The 17682-nt window shown below is 38.2% G+C and carries 15 protein-coding genes and 1 tRNA gene; 9 read left to right on the top strand and 7 right to left on the bottom strand.

The features are described 5' to 3' along the window. Positions 1-49 precede the first annotated feature (49 nt). Positions 50-4102, bottom strand: coding sequence for a T9SS type B sorting domain-containing protein (locus tag NOX80_RS02560; protein WP_256551773.1), 4053 nt, complete (start codon positions 4100-4102; stop codon positions 50-52). Positions 4103-4293: 191 nt separating this feature from the next. Further along, positions 4294-6090 carry a translation elongation factor 4 gene (lepA, locus tag NOX80_RS02555; protein ID WP_256551772.1) on the bottom strand — a complete coding sequence of 599 codons (1797 nt, stop codon included), beginning with the start codon at positions 6088-6090 and terminating at the stop codon, positions 4294-4296. A gap of 420 nt (positions 6091-6510) precedes the next feature. Between lepA and dusB the strand changes: the two genes are divergently transcribed. Further along, the gene (dusB, locus tag NOX80_RS02550) at positions 6511-7503 is read left to right on the top strand and encodes a tRNA dihydrouridine synthase DusB (protein WP_256553055.1); all 993 of its coding nucleotides are present in this window, start codon (positions 6511-6513) and stop codon (positions 7501-7503) included. Between the two features lie 78 nt (positions 7504-7581). On the opposite strand, the gene NOX80_RS02545 is transcribed toward dusB, so the two are convergent. The 3 genes from NOX80_RS02545 to rbfA form a co-directional block, all read right to left on the bottom strand. Next, the gene (locus NOX80_RS02545) at positions 7582-9009 is read right to left on the bottom strand and encodes an MATE family efflux transporter (protein ID WP_256551771.1); all 1428 of its coding nucleotides are present in this window, start codon (positions 9007-9009) and stop codon (positions 7582-7584) included. A gap of 161 nt (positions 9010-9170) precedes the next feature. Beyond that, positions 9171-10370, bottom strand: coding sequence for an ABC transporter permease (locus NOX80_RS02540; protein WP_256551770.1), 1200 nt, complete (start codon positions 10368-10370; stop codon positions 9171-9173). Continuing rightward, positions 10371-10763: a 30S ribosome-binding factor RbfA gene (gene rbfA, locus NOX80_RS02535; RefSeq protein ID WP_256551769.1), complete on the bottom strand. Its 393-nt coding sequence runs from the start codon at positions 10761-10763 to the stop codon at positions 10371-10373. 116 nt (positions 10764-10879) lie between these two features. Between rbfA and mce the strand changes: the two genes are divergently transcribed. Both mce and NOX80_RS02525 read left to right on the top strand, forming a co-directional pair. After that, on the top strand, positions 10880-11284 hold the full coding sequence (mce, locus tag NOX80_RS02530; RefSeq protein WP_256551768.1) for a methylmalonyl-CoA epimerase: 405 nt from the start codon (positions 10880-10882) through the stop codon (positions 11282-11284). 46 nt (positions 11285-11330) lie between these two features. Continuing rightward, positions 11331-11404 (top strand) — tRNA-Ile (locus NOX80_RS02525). Positions 11405-11538: 134 nt separating this feature from the next. Here the strand turns inward: NOX80_RS02525 and NOX80_RS02520 are convergent. After that, positions 11539-11916 (bottom strand): hypothetical protein, encoded by a 378-nt coding sequence (locus NOX80_RS02520; protein ID WP_256551767.1) that lies wholly within the window; start codon positions 11914-11916, stop codon positions 11539-11541. 544 nt (positions 11917-12460) lie between these two features. Between NOX80_RS02520 and NOX80_RS02515 the strand changes: the two genes are divergently transcribed. Next, entirely contained in the window at positions 12461-12676 is a 216-nt protein-coding gene (locus NOX80_RS02515; protein ID WP_256551766.1) for a hypothetical protein, read from the top strand. 63 nt (positions 12677-12739) lie between these two features. Next, a protein-coding gene (locus NOX80_RS02510) for an IS3 family transposase (protein ID WP_256551765.1) occupies positions 12740-13971 on the top strand; the annotation gives its coding sequence in 2 pieces (ribosomal slippage) (positions 12740-13088 and positions 13088-13971; 1233 coding nt in all). A gap of 29 nt (positions 13972-14000) precedes the next feature. Here the strand turns inward: NOX80_RS02510 and NOX80_RS02505 are convergent. Continuing rightward, the gene (locus NOX80_RS02505) at positions 14001-14597 is read right to left on the bottom strand and encodes a riboflavin synthase (protein WP_256551764.1); all 597 of its coding nucleotides are present in this window, start codon (positions 14595-14597) and stop codon (positions 14001-14003) included. Positions 14598-14655: 58 nt separating this feature from the next. Between NOX80_RS02505 and pdxA the strand changes: the two genes are divergently transcribed. The 4 genes from pdxA to NOX80_RS02485 all read left to right on the top strand — a co-directional run bounded on the left by pdxA (position 14656) and on the right by NOX80_RS02485 (position 17680). Next, positions 14656-15705, top strand: coding sequence for a 4-hydroxythreonine-4-phosphate dehydrogenase PdxA (gene pdxA, locus NOX80_RS02500; RefSeq protein WP_256551763.1), 1050 nt, complete (start codon positions 14656-14658; stop codon positions 15703-15705). A 70-nt stretch (positions 15706-15775) separates the two neighbouring features. Next, on the top strand, positions 15776-16309 hold the full coding sequence (locus tag NOX80_RS02495; protein ID WP_256551762.1) for a YceD family protein: 534 nt from the start codon (positions 15776-15778) through the stop codon (positions 16307-16309). Positions 16310-16318: 9 nt separating this feature from the next. Then, positions 16319-16513, top strand: coding sequence for a 50S ribosomal protein L32 (gene rpmF, locus NOX80_RS02490; protein WP_256551761.1), 195 nt, complete (start codon positions 16319-16321; stop codon positions 16511-16513). A 162-nt stretch (positions 16514-16675) separates the two neighbouring features. Beyond that, positions 16676-17680, top strand: coding sequence for a beta-ketoacyl-ACP synthase III (locus NOX80_RS02485; RefSeq protein WP_256551760.1), 1005 nt, complete (start codon positions 16676-16678; stop codon positions 17678-17680). Positions 17681-17682 lie beyond the last annotated feature (2 nt).

Here is a 17682-nt window from a genome sequence, read left to right as displayed (position 1 = left end):
AAAAAAAAACGCATCGGCCTAAGATTCTATCAACTTAAAAATGAAAAGGCTAACGTTTCATTGAAAAATGGGATCGGAATTCTTTTTCTTCGCCGTTCATTGTGAAAACAACTTTAAACCAATAATCGGTAGAGGGTAACGGATGACCGTTATACATTCCGTCCCAACCCGGTCCGTCCGGTCGGAGTTGAGCGAGGAATTTACCGTAACGATCGAAAATATAAATCCGGGCTTCTTTTTGATTGCGAAGGTCGCGGATATTCCAGGTGTCGTTATAGGAGTCGCCGTTTGGTGTAAAGAATTTCGGGTATTTCAGGATATACGTTTTTAATCGGATACTGCCGCAATTCGCTTTTGTATCAGTAACGGTTACCCAATGCTCGCCTCCGGAAACATTCTCAAAAACGTTGGAGGACTGCTCAATTCCATCGTCCAGTTGGTATACATACTGACCGTATCCGCCGGTAATGATGACACTAATCGTACTGATATCGGAAAACGGTTCGCTAACGGATAAAGAAGCTATTGCTGAACTTGATTGATCAATATTTATGGTTTTTGGATTATAATTACAATCGTTTCCGGATTCCGGAGTTAGTTTTATGGTGTTGATCGTGTATTGTCCGGCTTGTGTTGCTGTATAGCTAGGTCCGGTATGAATCAACTGATTATTCTGGTACCATTCTACGGTAAATAAAGCAGGACTTAAGCCGGTTGAAACGGTATAAGGTGTGATGGTATTTTGTGTTACCGGATCGACACAAATAGTGCCGTCGGAAATATTCAGATCCAATAACGGATAAATGGTTACGAAAAATGATTTTTCAGTAAAACAGTCGGGATTATCGGCTGCTGCTTCCATTACATAAATCGTTTGTGAAGTAGTAATGTTGTCTCCGGCCTGATAAGTTGTACCGGTTCCGCCGCTACCGCTAAAATAATTGCCGGATGTTAATGGTGGTAAAGTATAGCTGTCGCAACGTTCTATATTGCTGAAATTCGGAAGTGTCGGAGTCGTTGAAATGGTAACGAGAAAATCGTCTTCGTCGGTACAATTAATACGATTTCCGGAAATAGCATAAACATAAATAGTCTGACTTGTGGTTATAACAGTTCCTGCCGGGATGATAGCACCTTGACCGTTTGGCTGCGAATAATAATTACCTACGGTAAGGTTCGGTAACGTATAACTGTCACAAGCTTTAACATCATCAAAAGTGCCGACTTCCACACCGATAGCATTTACGGTAAATACGGTTTCGCTGCTACAGGTTGGAAAATCACTCCAGTTATTATAAATGTATAGCGTTTGCAAAGTTGTTATTTCGGTTCCGGGACTTAACTGAGTTCCGGTTCCGCCCGATCCTGTAAAATACTTTCCGTTGGTTAATTGTGGTAAGATAAAAGAAGTACAGGTGTATACATCTGTAAAACTGTCAACAGGAGGGAAAGGACGTATGGTTACGGTAAAAGAATGTTCGTTAGTACAACCATTACTCGATGTTGCATAAATATAGATTGTCCTTGTGCTGATTATAATCTGTCCGGCACTCATTTGAGTTCCGGTTCCATTAGTTCCGGTAAAATAGTTTCCGTTGGTTAAAGGAGGTAGTATATATTGTCCGCATTCTGTACGGTCGGCAGGAGTGTCAACTAAAGGTTTCGGTAATATCGTGATCTGGTAATTCAGATAGTCGGTACAATTGGGTGAAGTTGTGGTCGGAACATAATAATAAACCGTTTGGGAACTTTGAATGGCTGTTTCGGCGGGAATCATGGTTCCGTTCCCCATCGGTTGAGTAAAATAATTTCCGACTTCAACGGCCGGGAGTATAAATTCACCACAGGCTGTAACGGGTTGGAATGAAGGACCGTCGATAATTGTTATCCGTAGAGTATGTTCATTCGAACACTCGCCATCATACGTATAAAGATATAATGTTGTAGATTCAGTTATTACTGTTCCGGGATTAACCGTTACGCCGCTACCGTTCGGATAGGTGTAATAAGCACCGTGAACTAATGAGGGTAATGTATAGGAATTACAGGTGATAACATCGTCCGGAGTGTCGATTGGAGGAACAGGAAGAATTCGGATATGATATGTTTTTTCCTGGCATACATTGCCGTTTACAACCGCATAGAAATAAATCGTCTGATCTGTATGGAGTACTGTTCCTACGGGTAATATATCGCCTCCGCCACCCGGTGCGGTATAAAAATGCCCGGCCGGTGAGTTACGAATGGTATATTCGCCGCAGCCTATTTCCGGGAAGCTTAGTTGATCAATTAATGTTACCATAAAGGTAGTTTGATCGGCACAGCCCAAAGGACCAACTGGACCGTTATATATATAATAGGTGCCTTGTTGCGTAATAACATCACCGGCGAAAAGCGGAGTTCCGGAGCCTTGAGATCCGGTAAAATAATTCCCGTTGGTTATCGGAGGTAAAGTATAGCTGCTGCATTCGATTACATCCGGATGAACATCCACCAAAGGTAATGGTTGTATAGTGATCGTAAAGCTGGTTAGGGCATAACAATTGACATTGTTGGCATCGGTCATTCGAACCCAAATGGTAACCGGAGATTGTGGGGCTAATACAAGAAAGGCGGTTGGATCGGGAATGCTGTTAATGTTGTTGTCAGCATCACTTTGCGATGTAAAATAAAAGATAGTAAAGTCGGAAGGACTTTGCCCGTTCAGAACAATAGGTGTTTCCACAGTCAAATCGAAGCTCAAACGACCGTTACGGTTGCTGCATTTGGACATATTCAATGCTTGTCCGGGTACAATGGTGTTATTAACGATTAGATTAAATGAAACCAGATTGTCGCAAATGAAATTACCATTACGTTTGCGTACTTTAATATAAATAGTTTGGTTGCCGTTACTTTGATAGTTGTTGATGCTTGATGCCGGAATCGGATTGTTGGCTGTAACATCGGCCATTGAGGCGTAATACAACACATCATAATCATTGGGGTTTAATCCCAGATTTGTGGCATTATTTTGAGACAGGTTGAAAGGGTATGAGGCGTTACCGTTATTACAAACTCGTATATCTTGTGGTGTTCCGATAGTTAGGTCGGTAATAACAATTTCATCGGTCATTTGACAAGCTCCGTTTGTGGTTGTGGCGATTACGCTATAGGTACCGGGTTGTGTTACGCTAAGAGAAGAGGATGTCGCTCCGGGAATGATATTGTGGTTAAACGTCCATACATGATCAAACTGAGGACCTAATCCGGATTCTAAAAGAATTGTTTCGCCCTGACAGATAGTTGTGTCAGATCCTAAATTTGTATGAGTTGTAAAACTTTTTCCGGCAATTAAAACAGCAGAGTCATAATTGGAATCATTATAATCGCCAATAGCTAATTTGATTCGATACGGATTGTTGGGGATAACAGCGGATGAAGCGGTTAGTAAAACGGTTTCGCCACGCATATTAAGAGCGGATCCTGCCGGATTGGTAACATTATAACGACCAAATAAACTTGGATTGGAGGACGTACAGCCGGAATTATAGAGGTTATTTCGAATCGTTTTGACCGAAACCGGGATACTGCTATTTGGTATAACGGCCAGATTTGTGGTGACACCCGTATTTAAGTCGGTTAGCAAAAAAGCAAAAATATCGTTGAAGCCACATTGATATTCACCATATTCATTAGAAGCAAACAGAAAGTCGAAACTAAAACTACTGGATAATGGTGTAAAATCAAATTGTATATAGGCTACATCATTGATGGCTAATGTCTGACCGCTGGTATTACTTATAGCCTGTAAATCCGGATCGCCGGCATTGGTCAGAAAAGAACTTTCGTTTAGTCCGGTGTATTGTCCTTCTGTATGTTTAGCAATACCGTTACGGATGATGATTCCTTCCTGTATCGGAAAATTCGGATTGGTATTTGTGAATAGCCCTATGCCACGATGCGACGAAAACTGAAAATTAGTTTCGTTAAAACAGGAATTCTGTAAAAGAATATTACTCACTAACTGCGGAACGGTTTGTGAAGTAGTGTCAATAGTGATTCCCTGCGCATAAAATGTGAAGCCGGAAAATAATAATATGAGGAAGATTGCGCTCTTCATGTTTGTGGGGACATTAATCCGGTAAAGTTACTAAAAAAGAGCTTTTTGTTGTATAAAAGAATGTGATAGTTTTGTTTTTTAAAACTAATTATGTGTTTAGTGTTAAAAAGATGAAATGTCATTAATTTTGATTTTGTGATGAGGAGGAACGCAAATAAAAAGGCCGGATTTTAAAATCCGGCCCTGTATTTTTAATCGTTTAGTTTTAGTACTGCCATAAATGCTTCCTGAGGAATTTCAACATTACCTACCTGGCGCATACGTTTTTTACCTTTTTTCTGTTTTTCAAGTAACTTACGTTTACGGGAAATATCACCACCATAACATTTTGCCGTTACATCTTTACGTAACGCTTTAATGGTTTCACGAGCGATGATTTTAGCACCGATAGCGGCCTGAATCGGAATGTCAAATTGCTGACGCGGAATCAGCTCTTTTAGCTTCTCACACATTTTCTTACCGATGTTGTAAGCATTGTCTTCGTGAATTAGTGCTGAAAGGGCATCTACTGAATTGGCATTCAATAGGACATCCAGTTTTACTAATTTTGACGTACGCATTCCAATTGGCGTATAATCGAATGAGGCATAGCCTTTGGAAACGGTTTTCAGACGATCGTAAAAATCAAATACGATTTCGGCTAGCGGCATATCGAAATTCAATTCAACACGCTCCGTTGTTAAATAGGTCTGATTGGTGATTAAACCACGTTTTTCAATACATAAAGACATTACGTTACCCACAAAATCGGATTTGGTAATGATAGTAGCTTTGATATAAGGCTCTTCTACCCGGTCTAATTTTGAAGGCTCCGGTAAGTCGGAAGGGTTATTTACAATTAAAGGCGTATCCGGTTCTTTTTTGGTGTAAGCCAGATACGAAACGTTCGGAACAGTAGTGATAACCGTCATGTTGAATTCGCGTTCCAGACGTTCCTGGATAATTTCCATGTGTAGCATTCCTAAGAATCCACAACGGAAACCAAATCCTAAAGCAGCAGAACTTTCCGGCGTGAACACTAAAGAAGCGTCATTCAATTGCAATTTCTCCATGGAGTTACGCAATTCTTCATAATCTTCGGTGTCAACGGGATAAATACCGGCAAATACCATTGGTTTTACATCCTCAAAACCTTTAATCATATTTTGAGTTGGTATTTTGGCATCTGTAATGGTGTCACCCACTTTCACTTCGCGAGCTTCTTTAATACCGGAAATCAAATAACCAACATCTCCTGTCGAAACAACTTGTTTCGGAACCTGATTTAATTTTAAAGTTCCGATTTCATCAGCATAATATTCATTGCCGGTGGCCATGAATTTAATCTTCTGTCCTTTTTTAATTTCCCCGTTAATAACACGGAAAATAACTTCAATTCCACGGAAAGGATTGTAAACCGAGTCAAAAATCAAAGCCTGAAGCGGTTCTTCTTTATCTCCTTTCGGAGCCGGAATACGTTCAATAATAGCTTCTAATATTTTATCAACACCAAGACCTGTTTTTCCGGATGCCGGAATGATCTCATCGTGTTTACATCCTAATAAATCCACGATATCATCGCTCACTTCCTCCGGATTGGCACTTGGTAAATCCACTTTATTTAAAATCGGGATAATCTCAAGGTCGTTTTCCAATGCAAGATATAAGTTGGAAATCGTTTGTGCCTGAATACTTTGTGCAGCATCTACAATTAGTAAAGCACCTTCGCAGGCCGCAATGGAACGGGAAACCTCATAAGAGAAATCCACGTGTCCCGGAGTATCAATCAGATTCAGAATATATTGTTCGCCTTTATAGGTATATTCCATCTGAATGGCGTGACTTTTAATCGTGATTCCACGCTCACGCTCCAGATCCATGTTGTCCAGTAACTGCGCCTGTTGTTCACGGGCGGTAACTGTTTGGGTAGCATCAAGCAATCGATCGGCTAATGTACTTTTTCCGTGATCAATGTGGGCAATAATGCAAAAATTTCTAATATGCTTCATCTTCGTTTAGTATCAAGTTTATTTGGGCGTATCCTGCCGGAAGCAGGTCAGGCTTTTCGCTCTATCTTTTGCCTGCTTCGTATAGCAAAAGGATGCCGCTTCAATCCTTTACGCAGCTAATCAGAAGCTTATTTTTCCGATTAGGGCTTATTCACCGTGGCCTAACATATAAAGGTAGTGAAATAATCGGCAAATATAATTTAAAGTTAAACAGTTACAAACAGATAGTGTTGAAATCGGTATCTTTTTTTAAGGAAACAGAAAATATATAAGAAGAAAGAGGAGATAGAAAAGACCAACTGGAAATTAATAGTAGATTATAGTGATGAATGTACAACGCAAATACACTCATAATCATTCAGATGACGATACGAAAAAGAATCCGGTAAAAATTTGTAATTTTGCGGCAAAATGTAGATGATGGTCAAGATTGGCAACATAGAATTACCGGATTATCCGTTATTGCTTGCACCGATGGAAGATGTAAGCGATCCGCCTTTCCGCAGGCTGTGTAAATTACATGGTGCGGATTTGATGTATTCTGAGTTTATTTCCTCAGAAGGCTTAATCCGTGATGCGATGAAGAGTCGTAAAAAGCTCGATATTTTCGATTATGAAAGACCGGTAGGAATCCAGATTTTCGGAGGAGATGAAGAAGCGATGGCGCTTTCTGCTAAAATTGTGGAAGCCGTTGAACCGGATTTAGTTGATATTAATTTTGGTTGCCCGGTTAAAAAGGTGGTATGTAAAGGTGCCGGTGCCGGCGTTTTAAAAGATGTGGATTTAATGGTGCGGCTTACAAAAGCGGTAGTAAAAAGTACCCATTTACCGGTAACCGTAAAAACCCGTTTAGGTTGGGATGAAGATTCTATTAATATTGATGAAGTAGCAGAACGTTTACAGGATGTTGGTGTACAGGCACTGACAATTCATGCCCGTACCCGGGCGCAAATGTATAAAGGACATTCTGACTGGACTCATATTGAACGAGTAAAGAATAATCCGAGAATTACAATGCCGATCTTCGGTAATGGTGATATCGACAGTCCGCAAAAAGCATTGGAATATAAAAACCGGTTCGGATTGGACGGTATTATGATCGGACGAGCAGCAATCGGATATCCATGGATATTTAATGAAATCAAACATTATTTTGAAACCGGAGAAGTATTGCCGCCGCCAACGATAAAAGATAGAGTGGAAGCAGCTCGTAATCATCTTACCTGGTCAATGGACTGGAAAGGAGAGCGCGTTGGAATTGTAGAAATGCGTCGTCATTATACGAATTATTTTAAAGGAATACACGGATTTAAAGAATACCGCCAGAAATTGGTTACTCAGGATGACGGCGAAGTATTGTTTAAGGTTTTTGAAGAAATTGAGGATGCTTATTCCGATTATCAAATGACATAAAAAGAGATAATAAATACACCTCTTTAATGATATAATAATAGAAAGCCTGTCAGTTATAATTCTGACAGGCTTTTTTATTTATACTTCAATTCGTTTCCATTTGCCTTTTCGATATAGAAAAATACTGGCAATTGTAATAGCCGTTTCTGCAATCGGAACGGATAAGAACACTCCGGTCGGTCCCATTTTATAGTGCTTAGCCAGTACATAGGCTAAAGGAATCTGAAACAACCAGAAACCGAAAAAATTAACCCAAGTCGGTGTCCAGGTATCTCCGGCTCCGTTAAAGGTATTAATCAATACCATTCCGATACCATAAAATACATAGCCCAGACACATAATATGTAAAGCTTCAACAGCTATTTCTCTGACCTGTATGTCGTTTGTGAAAAAACCGATAATGAAATTGGCAAACAAAAAGGTTACGACTGTAATGGTTGCCATAAAGACTACGTTATATTTAGCCGTTGTAAACACCGACTTTTCGGCGCGGTCTACTTGTTTAGCACCGAGGTTTTGTCCTACCAGAGTAGCCGCAGCATTACTCAATCCCCATGCGGGAAGAATAAAAAACATCATAATTCTTAAAGCGGTCTGATATCCGGCCGAACCGTGATCGCCGCCGGTTGTAGCCACAAGCTGTGCTAAAAATATCCAGCTACATGAAGCAATTACGAATTGTAAAACACCGGGAGCGGCAATTTTAATCAAAGCTTTTATCTGATTGAAATCCGGAATAAAATAAGAAGGAATGATTTTTAGGATTCCTTTCCCGTTAAATAAATGATACAATTGGTATAAAACACCGATGCTTCTTCCGGTTGTAGTGGCAATAGCGGCTCCGGTAAGTCCGAAAGCCGGTATAGGTCCGAAACCGTTAATTAATACAGGGCATAAAATAATATTGCAGATGTTGGCAAGCCATAAACTTTTCATCGCGATAGCAGCATTTCCGGCTCCGCGGAAAATTCCGTTGATCAGAAAGAGCAGCATGATACATAAACTACCGCCCATCATGATGCGAGTAAAATTAACGCCGTAATCGGCGGCTTCCTGAGAAGCGCCCATCAGAAGTAATATGTCTTTAGCGAAAATAAATCCGCCGATACTGATAATACTGTTGATAATGACCGCGATGATAATAGCCTGCATTCCGGCTTTGGCAGCAGCTACCGGATCTTTTTCACCGATACGTCGGGCTACAACAGCAGTTGCGGCCATACTAATCCCGATTGCCAGTGAGTAAATAATGGTGATAACCGATTCGGTTAGTCCCACCGTTTGGATAGCATAACTGCTGTGTTCAAGATGACCAACAAAATAAAGGTCAACTAATGCGAAAACGGATTCCATCAACATTTCCAATACCATCGGAATAGCAAGCAAGATGACTGCTTTCTTAATGCTTCCACTGGTATAATCGAACGTTTCATCGCCTTTAAGGGCTTGCTTTAGGGTGTTGAAAATTTTGGAAAATGTATTTTGCGGAATATTAGTTTCTGTCATAATAAATTAGGATTAAAAGATTAAAAAGGTCCCGAAGTGGGACAAGAAATAAAATCGGAGTGTCCTAATTATCGTCGGATAAGGATAGGACTAGGCAGAAACTTTCATCGGCTTTCAATTATAAGAGCGACAAATATAGGATTTATTTTGTATTGGAAATTCTATTGCAATAATTTTTTACTAACACGGCCGGAGGCAATCAATGAGGCCAGAAAGCCCAGGATAATGATTGTCAGGAGGACGGTTATGATGTTCATTACATCAAAAACTACAGGATAGGCCATGCTTGGAGTAACCATGATCAGTGAAAATTGTTTTTGAAGGATTACCACAATAATGCCGAGAACTAAACCGATAAGACCACCGGTAATCGTAATCAAACAACCTTGAAAAAGAAAGATACTTCTGAGATGTTTGATTTCGGCACCTAAATTAAAAAGGGTTTTTAAATTGGCTTTTTTGTCAAGAATCATCATAATCAAAGCTCCGATCAGATTGAAGAGGGCTACGATAATAACCAAAGTAAAAATCAGATACACGGCAATATTTTCGGTATTCAGCATTTTATAAAGGCTGTCGTTGAGTTGCGCGCGGGTTTTAATCGTTACGTTGTTTTTAAAAACGGTTTCGATTTCGGAAATAGCGTTATTTTCACTAATACCGGGTTTTAGCTGAAACTCGATTGCGGTTACCTGATTCGGGGTGTATTGTAATAATTCCTGAGCCAATCCTAAATCGGCAAATACATATTTATTGTCCAGCTCTTCATTGATGGCGTAAATCCCGATCGGAACCAAAACGGCCTTATTGAAAGCATCGTTCGGATTGTCGATTGTTCCTTTGCCCGGTTTGGGTACGAAAACTTCAAATGCATTGTTGTAATCAAAAAGACCCATCGAAAGTTTATTGGCGATGCCATAACCCACAACTACCTGACTGGTATTAGGTGTAAGCCATTGTCCGCCGTAAAACTTTTTTTCAAATGGATTGATCTGTTTAAAAATGCTGTCGACACCTTTTAAGTAAGCAACCTGTTCTTTTCCGTCAAAATAAAAAAGAACACGTTCCTCGACTACTTTGCTAAAGCGGGCGATGTTTTTGGAATTTTTAAGCTGTTTTTCCTGTTCCGGACTTATCGTTACTGATTTTCCAGTTTTTCCGAATACTTTTAAGTCGGGATCAGTATCGTTAGCAAATGAGAGGCTAAACTCACGTAGGCCGCTAAATACAGAAAGTACGACAAATAAAGACATAGCACTTACAATAATACCCAATGAAGCAATACCGGTGATGATATTGATTGCGGTACTTTTGCTAAAGCTAACGGTATATCGCTTGGCTATGTGAAACGGAAAATTCAACTACGATTTTTTTCTTTTGATTAAAAGATCCGGATTTTCAATTGGGTTTTCTTCTCCTGAAAGAGCTTTGTCGATTTTTTCGATATAATCAAGACTGTCATCAATGTAGAAAGCCAGATTCGGTACTTTACGTAATTGTAATTTTACCCGTTGTGATAAATCGTGTTTGATTAACGGGGTATTGGTACGAATGGCATTTAGTATTTCAGGACCTTTGTCGGCCGGAAAAATACTCAGGTATACTTTTGCGATTGATAAATCGGTGGTTACACTTACTTTCGATACGGAAATAATTAGATTACTAATTCCGTTTTTACGCACTTCGCCCTGCAGAATATCAACAAGATCTTTCTGCAAAACGGTTCCTATCTTTTTTTGTCTATTTGTTTCCATGATGCAAAAGTACAATTTTTTGGGTTGTAAAGTTTTAAAGTTGTAGGCGGATAAAGTTTTTTATCTTTGTTTTCGCAAGATTGCGACCAAAAGAATTAAAAATTGAAATTAATACAATGAGAAAAATTGAACATATCGGGATTGCTGTAAAAGATTTGGAAGTCTCCAATGTTGTTTTTGAGAAATTATTCGGTGCTCCGGCATACAAACAGGAGGAAGTGGCGAGCGAAGGTGTAAAAACATCTTTTTTTATGAACGGGCCGAATAAGATTGAATTGTTGGAAGCAACTAATCCGGATAGTCCGATTGCGAAATTCATCGAGAAAAAAGGAGAAGGAATCCATCATATTGCATTTGATGTGGAAGATATTGTTTCGGAGATTGCCCGTTTAAAGGCAGAAGGTTTTACCGTTTTGAATGAAGTACCTAAAAAAGGTGCGGATAACAAGTTGGTGGCCTTTTTGCACCCAAAAGGGACAAATGGAGTATTGGTGGAGTTGTGTCAAGAAATTTCGGAATAAGTTTGCATCAAACGAAAAATAATAGTAATATTGCACCCTCTAAACCGGTCCTATAGCTCAGTTGGTTAGAGCACCTGACTCATAATCAGGTGGTCCTTGGTTCGAGCCCAAGTGGGACCACTGGTTGAAAAACGAAAAGCCTTGCAGTAATGTAAGGCTTTTTTTGTTGCTATACCAGGCAGGTTTTTAAAACCTGTCAGGTATAGCAAGCAGCTATCACGGATTTGTAATACATGCTTTTAATTATGATGTATTCATTTTAAGGAGGATAGTTCTTTTTTGATACCTTTAATAATAAGCTGTTCGAATTTTTCTTTTTGATGTCTGTTTTCTTCTCCTTTTAAATCGTGATTGATTAGTTTCCAGTTTCCGAGTTCTAAACCTTGATTGATACCGACTAAAGCGAATGCTGTTCGGGAACTGTTTATCGGTCGACTCCATGCGTATATAATTTGATCGCTGTCCGGATAATAAAAATAGAGGTGATGCCAAAAATCATCTGTTCCGTCACGACCGTCTTTTAAAGAGGAAGGATTGCCTTTTATAGTTACTGCATTTGGGGGCGTAAATTCGGGATGGTATTTTTTGAAATTTTTGATAGCGGTAATTAAAAGTTCTTCAGATATGTCCATTTCATAATGTTCTGCATATGGATAACTTCCGGCAGCTATATTATTGCATGAGACGGAGATGATCCCGGCTAAAGATAAAATAGAGATAATAAGGAGGTGAATAGATTTTATATAAAGTGTTTTTAAAGTAGAAATAAATAGATTTTAGATCGGATTATAAAAGAATATGAATTACGGTAACAACGATACAATAGTTTTATAGAATAAAGAATGAAAAGTAACGTTTTTATTTAAGACCAATTATGTGGTAAATCATTTGGAAATAAGAAGAAGTGAAATATGATGATCATGTTATTGGGACAGAAATAAGTCATTGAGGGACAACATTGTCAGGTTTTAGTAGTTAATCAATAAAAAAGTGTTTTTCGTCTATATTTTTTGAAAAAAGCATTGTTTTGTTAAAAAAACTTGCTACATTCGTATCCGAAGTAAGGATTGTTTAAAGCTTGTGATTTTAATAAATCCTGAGATTATTTCAATTAGATTAACAATTTCTTGTAAAATATTTTTTATTTACGTTAAGAATATTTTTTACTTTTACCAAATGAAAAACAGCTTTTTAAAAATAGGAGTTATTTCCTGTTTCGTTTTGAATACATTATCGGTTATGGGAGCTCCGGTACCGCCGCCTCCTGAAAATGGTGCACCTCCTGCGCCGGGATTGCCTATTGATGAAAATGTATATTTGCTGTTAGGTATAGGTTTGTTATATGCATTTTATTATCTTGTAAATGAACATACAAAAAAAGCGTCCGAATAAAGGACGCTTTTTTTATTTTCGCTGTCCCGTCCTGAAATAAGTTGACAACAAATCGACTTTATTATGAAAGACAAAACCAATACAGCTATTAAACGTAGTCAAAAGGATTACAACATGGCTTTTAAATTAGCAATAATTTCGCGAGTTGAGCAAGGTGAAATGACCTACAAACAGGCTCAATCTGTTTACGGCATCCAGGGAAGAAGTACAGTTTTGGTTTGGCTGCGAAAATATGGTAACTTAGATTGGAGTAAACCAAATCTGTTATTTATGTCTAAATCTAAAGAAACTCCGGCTCAGATTATTAAGCGACTAGAGAAAGAACTGGCCGATGAGAAACTTCGAAATAAGATTCTCAATACGATGATCGACATTTCTGATAGTCAGTACGGGACTCAGATCCGAAAAAAGTTTTCTCCCAAACCATCTTCCGACTCCGGGAAGGAGCAGGAATAAGTTTGTCCAAAAGTTGTCGATTGTTTGGGATGAGTAGGCAAGCTATATATCAGGAACAAAAAAGAATCCTCAATCGTGAATCTGAGCTACACAAAGTAAAGCATCTGGTTCTTTCTTTGCGATTGGAAATGCCACGTATAGGAACACGTAAGCTATATTACCTACTTTCAAAACAATTTGATCAACAGGGTGTAAAGATAGGTCGTGATGCTTTATTTGATTATCTAAGAAGAGAGAGGTTACTAGTTAAACCAATGAAGAGCTATATTAAAACTACCTATTCTAAACATTGGCTACACAAGTACGAAAATCTTTTGCAAGAGTGTGAGATTAACCGTCCCGAACAGGTATACGTTAGTGATATTACTTATATCAAATCATATCAGAAAACGCATTATCTATCGTTAGTTACGGATGCTTATAGCAGAAAAATAATGGGTTATAAACTGAGTGATGATATGAGTTCTGAAAATGTAGTACAAGCATTAAAAATGGCAGTTAAGAATAGAAAATCAACATTACCGCTTATACATCACTCCGATAGAGGTTTACAATATTGTTCTAAAATTTACCAGGAAGTATTAGCAAAAAACAATATTATACCTTCTATGACCGATGGATATGATTGTTATCAAAATGCGTTAGCTGAAAGAATAAACGGAATTTTAAAAAACGAATTTTTGATTTACAAATGTAAAGATGGCGCAACATTAGAAAAACTTGTAAAAACGGCAATAGAAACTTATAATACTAAAAGACCTCATTTGAGTTTAAAAATGAAAACGCCTAACTTTATACATGAAAAAAACCAGCCAGGTAAGTCTGACTGGTTAATCTAAAAATTTATTGTAAAATCTGTCAACCTATTTTAGGACGACTCACGCAGTTCATGTAGCCTGCTGACATATTTTCCAATGACATCAAACTCGAGATTAATGGTCGTTCCGACTTTGAAATTTTTGAAATTGGTGTGCTCCATAGTATAAGGAATAATAGCGACGCTAAATTCATTCTCTTTTGAATTAACAACGGTAAGGCTTACCCCGTTAACTGTAATTGAGCCTTTTTCAATCGTGATATTCTGTAAATTTTTGTCGTATTCAAAAGTGAAATAATAACTTCCGTTGGCGTCTTGTATATTTTTACAAGTTCCGATCTGGTCTACATGTCCTTGTACAATATGACCATCTAGTCGATCTCCTAATTTCATGCCTCGCTCCAGATTGATCAAATCACCCGTTTGCCATGTGCCCAGATTGGTTTTTTCAAGGGTTTCTTTAATAGCGGTTACGGTATAGGTGTCGCCGTCAATGGCTACAACGGTTAAACATACGCCATTATGGGAAACACTTTGGTCAATTTTAAGCTCATGGGTTATGGAAGATTGGACATGAATATGGATATTGTCATTGTCTTTTTGGATGTTCCGGATGGTTCCGAGAGTTTCGATAATTCCTGTAAACATAACTGATTTATTTTGCTAAATTTGCATATCCAAAATTAGTAATAAATAACTAGTCGGCATGGTGAAAAAAGCAGAAAATATAATTGTAGGAATTTCCGTGGGAGATTTAAATGGAATCGGGAGCGAGGTAATACTGAAGACGTTTGAAGATACTCGTATGCTGGAGCTTTGCACGCCGGTTATTTTTGCTAATGTAAAAATCCTCTCCTTTATAAAGAAGACACTACAGTTAAATGCAAATCTTCAGGGAATAGACAAATTAGAACAAATCGTTCCCGGAAAAATTAATGTGTTGAATGTATGGCGGGAAGGTGTGAATCTGGAATTTGGAGTTAATGATGAAAATGTCGGTAAATATGCGATTCGTTCATTTACTTCGGCTACAAAAGCGTTAAAAGAAGGGTTGATTGATGTATTGGTAACGGCTCCGATTAATAAATATAATATACAATCGGAGGAATTTCATTTTCCGGGACATACTGATTATCTGGATCAGGAGTTGGAAGGTGATGCGTTGATGCTGATGGTTCAGGATAACTTAAGAGTAGGATTGTTTACCGATCATATTCCGGTTAATGAAATATCAAATCACCTGACGGAAGAACTCATTCGTAAAAAAATTGAAACCGTTCATAAAACACTGATTGCCGATTTTGGTGTTACAAGACCAAAAATTGCTGTTTTAGGATTGAATCCGCATTGTGGAGATAACGGTGTGATCGGAAAAGAGGATGATGAGGTAATCAAACCGGCTTTGAAAAAATTATTTGATGAAGGAATTATGGTTTTCGGACCGTTTTCGGCAGATAGCTTTTTCGGATTAAGTCAGTATGAAAAATATGATGCTGTTATTGCCAATTATCACGATCAGGGATTGGTGCCTTTTAAAACATTATCGTTCGGAAACGGAGTGAATTATACGGCCGGACTGGAAAAAATCAGAACGTCACCCGATCATGGAACGGCTTATGAGATTGCCGGTAAAGGAGAAGCGGATTATAATTCGTTTAAAGAAGCTGTTTATCTGGCAATTGATATTTACAATAACCGGAACGAGCATAAAGAACTGGTTAAAAACCCTTTGAAAACCAAACAAAAACAGTTATAAACAAAAAAATGTTTACAACTCGTTTGAAATTACAATAATTTTATATCTTTGCACGCTCAAAACTGTTGTTATGAATAATGATAAAGATTTTTTGATCCCCTTTGTCGGATTAAAGCAAGGGAAGCATCAGTTTGAATATCATATAGATAAGAAGTTCTTTGAGAGCTTTGGTTTTGATGAATATAATGATGTCAACGTCAAAGTCGATGTGATTCTGGACAAAAAAAGTACGATGCTTGAACTTAGTTTTAAACATAAAGGAGAAGTTAATGTTCCTTGTGATTTAACTAATGAAGATTTTGATTTGCCGATTAAAGGTAAAATGAATTTGATTGTAAAATTCGGTGATACCTATAATGATGAGAACGATGAGTGGCTGGTGTTGCCTCATGGTGAATTTCAGGTCAATATTAAGCAGTATATTTATGAGTCAATTGTGCTGTCGGTTCCAACAAAAAGGATTCATCCCGGAGTAAAAGACGGAACATTGAAATCAGAAGCAATTGATCGCTTAAATGAATTGGCTCCAAAAGAAGAACACAAAGAAGAAGAAAATACAGATCCCAGATGGGACAAATTAAAACAACTATTAACGGATAAATAATATAGTAAGATGGCACATCCTAAGAGAAAAACCTCGAAAACAAGAAGAGATAAGAGAAGAACGCATTATAAAGCGACAGCTCCGCAAATTGCTACATGTCCTGTAACAGGAGAAGCGCATTTGTATCACAGAGCTTACTGGCATGAAGGTAAAATGTACTACAGAGGTCAAGTTGTAATTGATAAGCAAGAAGCTGTTGCTTAATCGAAGAAAATAATAGAGAAAACTCTCACTATGTGGGAGTTTTTTTTGTTAAAAACCCTTTGAAACGAATTAAGTAGCGATAAAAAAGGCTTGGTTTCGGATTTTTTTTGTAATTTCCACCACTTTTTTGAGCTAAAATTTGAAAAAGAAAAAGTAACCCTTATGACTAAAATAACAGCAGCCATCACCGCGGTTGGATCGTATGTTCCGGACTATGTTTTATCGAATCAGATTCTGGAGACTATGGTCGATACCAACGATGAATGGATTACCACTCGTACGGGAATTAAAGAAAGACGTATTCTCAAAGAAGAAGGACAGGGAACTTCTTTTCTTGCAATAAAAGCAGCCCAAAATCTGATCGAAAAATCAGGTGTTGATCCCAAAGAAATTGATTTGGTTATCGTAGCAACGGCAACGCCGGATATGCCGGTAGCTTCTACAGCAGTATATACTGCAACGCAAATTGGAGCGACAAATGCTTTTGCCTATGATTTACAGGCAGCATGTTCCAGTTTTCTATACGGAATATCTACAGCTTCCGCTTATATTGAATCAGGACGTTATAAAAAAGTATTATTAATAGGAGCCGATAAAATGTCTTCTATTATTGATTATACGGACAGAGCTACCTGTATTATTTTTGGCGACGGAGGCGGAGCCATATTATTTGAACCGAATACCGAAGGTTTAGGATTCCAGGATGAATATTTGAGAAGTGACGGAGTTGGAAGAGAATACCTGAAAATCGAAGCAGGAGGATCTATATTACCGGCTTCTGAAGAAACGGTAAAAAATAAACAACACTTTGTACATCAGGATGGAACGACCGTTTTTAAATATGCGGTTTCCGGAATGGCTGACGTAAGTGAGAAAATAATGGAGCGTAATAAGCTTACAAAAGAAGATGTCAATTGGTTGGTAGCGCATCAGGCGAATAAACGTATCATTGATGCTACCGCAAACCGAATGGGGCTAGACGAATCAAAAGTATTGGTAAATATCCAAAAATACGGTAATACCACTTCGGCAACATTACCGTTATTGTTGTCTGATTTCGAAGATTCTTTAAAAAAAGGAGATAATATAATTTTTGCCGCTTTTGGTGGTGGCTTCACTTGGGGAGCTATCTATTTAAAATGGGCCTACAATAAACAAAAAAACTAACT

The organism is Flavobacterium cerinum (genome assembly GCF_024496085.1).
Lineage (GTDB): Bacteria > Bacteroidota > Bacteroidia > Flavobacteriales > Flavobacteriaceae > Flavobacterium > Flavobacterium cerinum_A.
The sequence above is the reverse complement of the archived record's forward strand: the minus strand, read 5'-3'. Positions and strand labels throughout refer to the sequence as shown.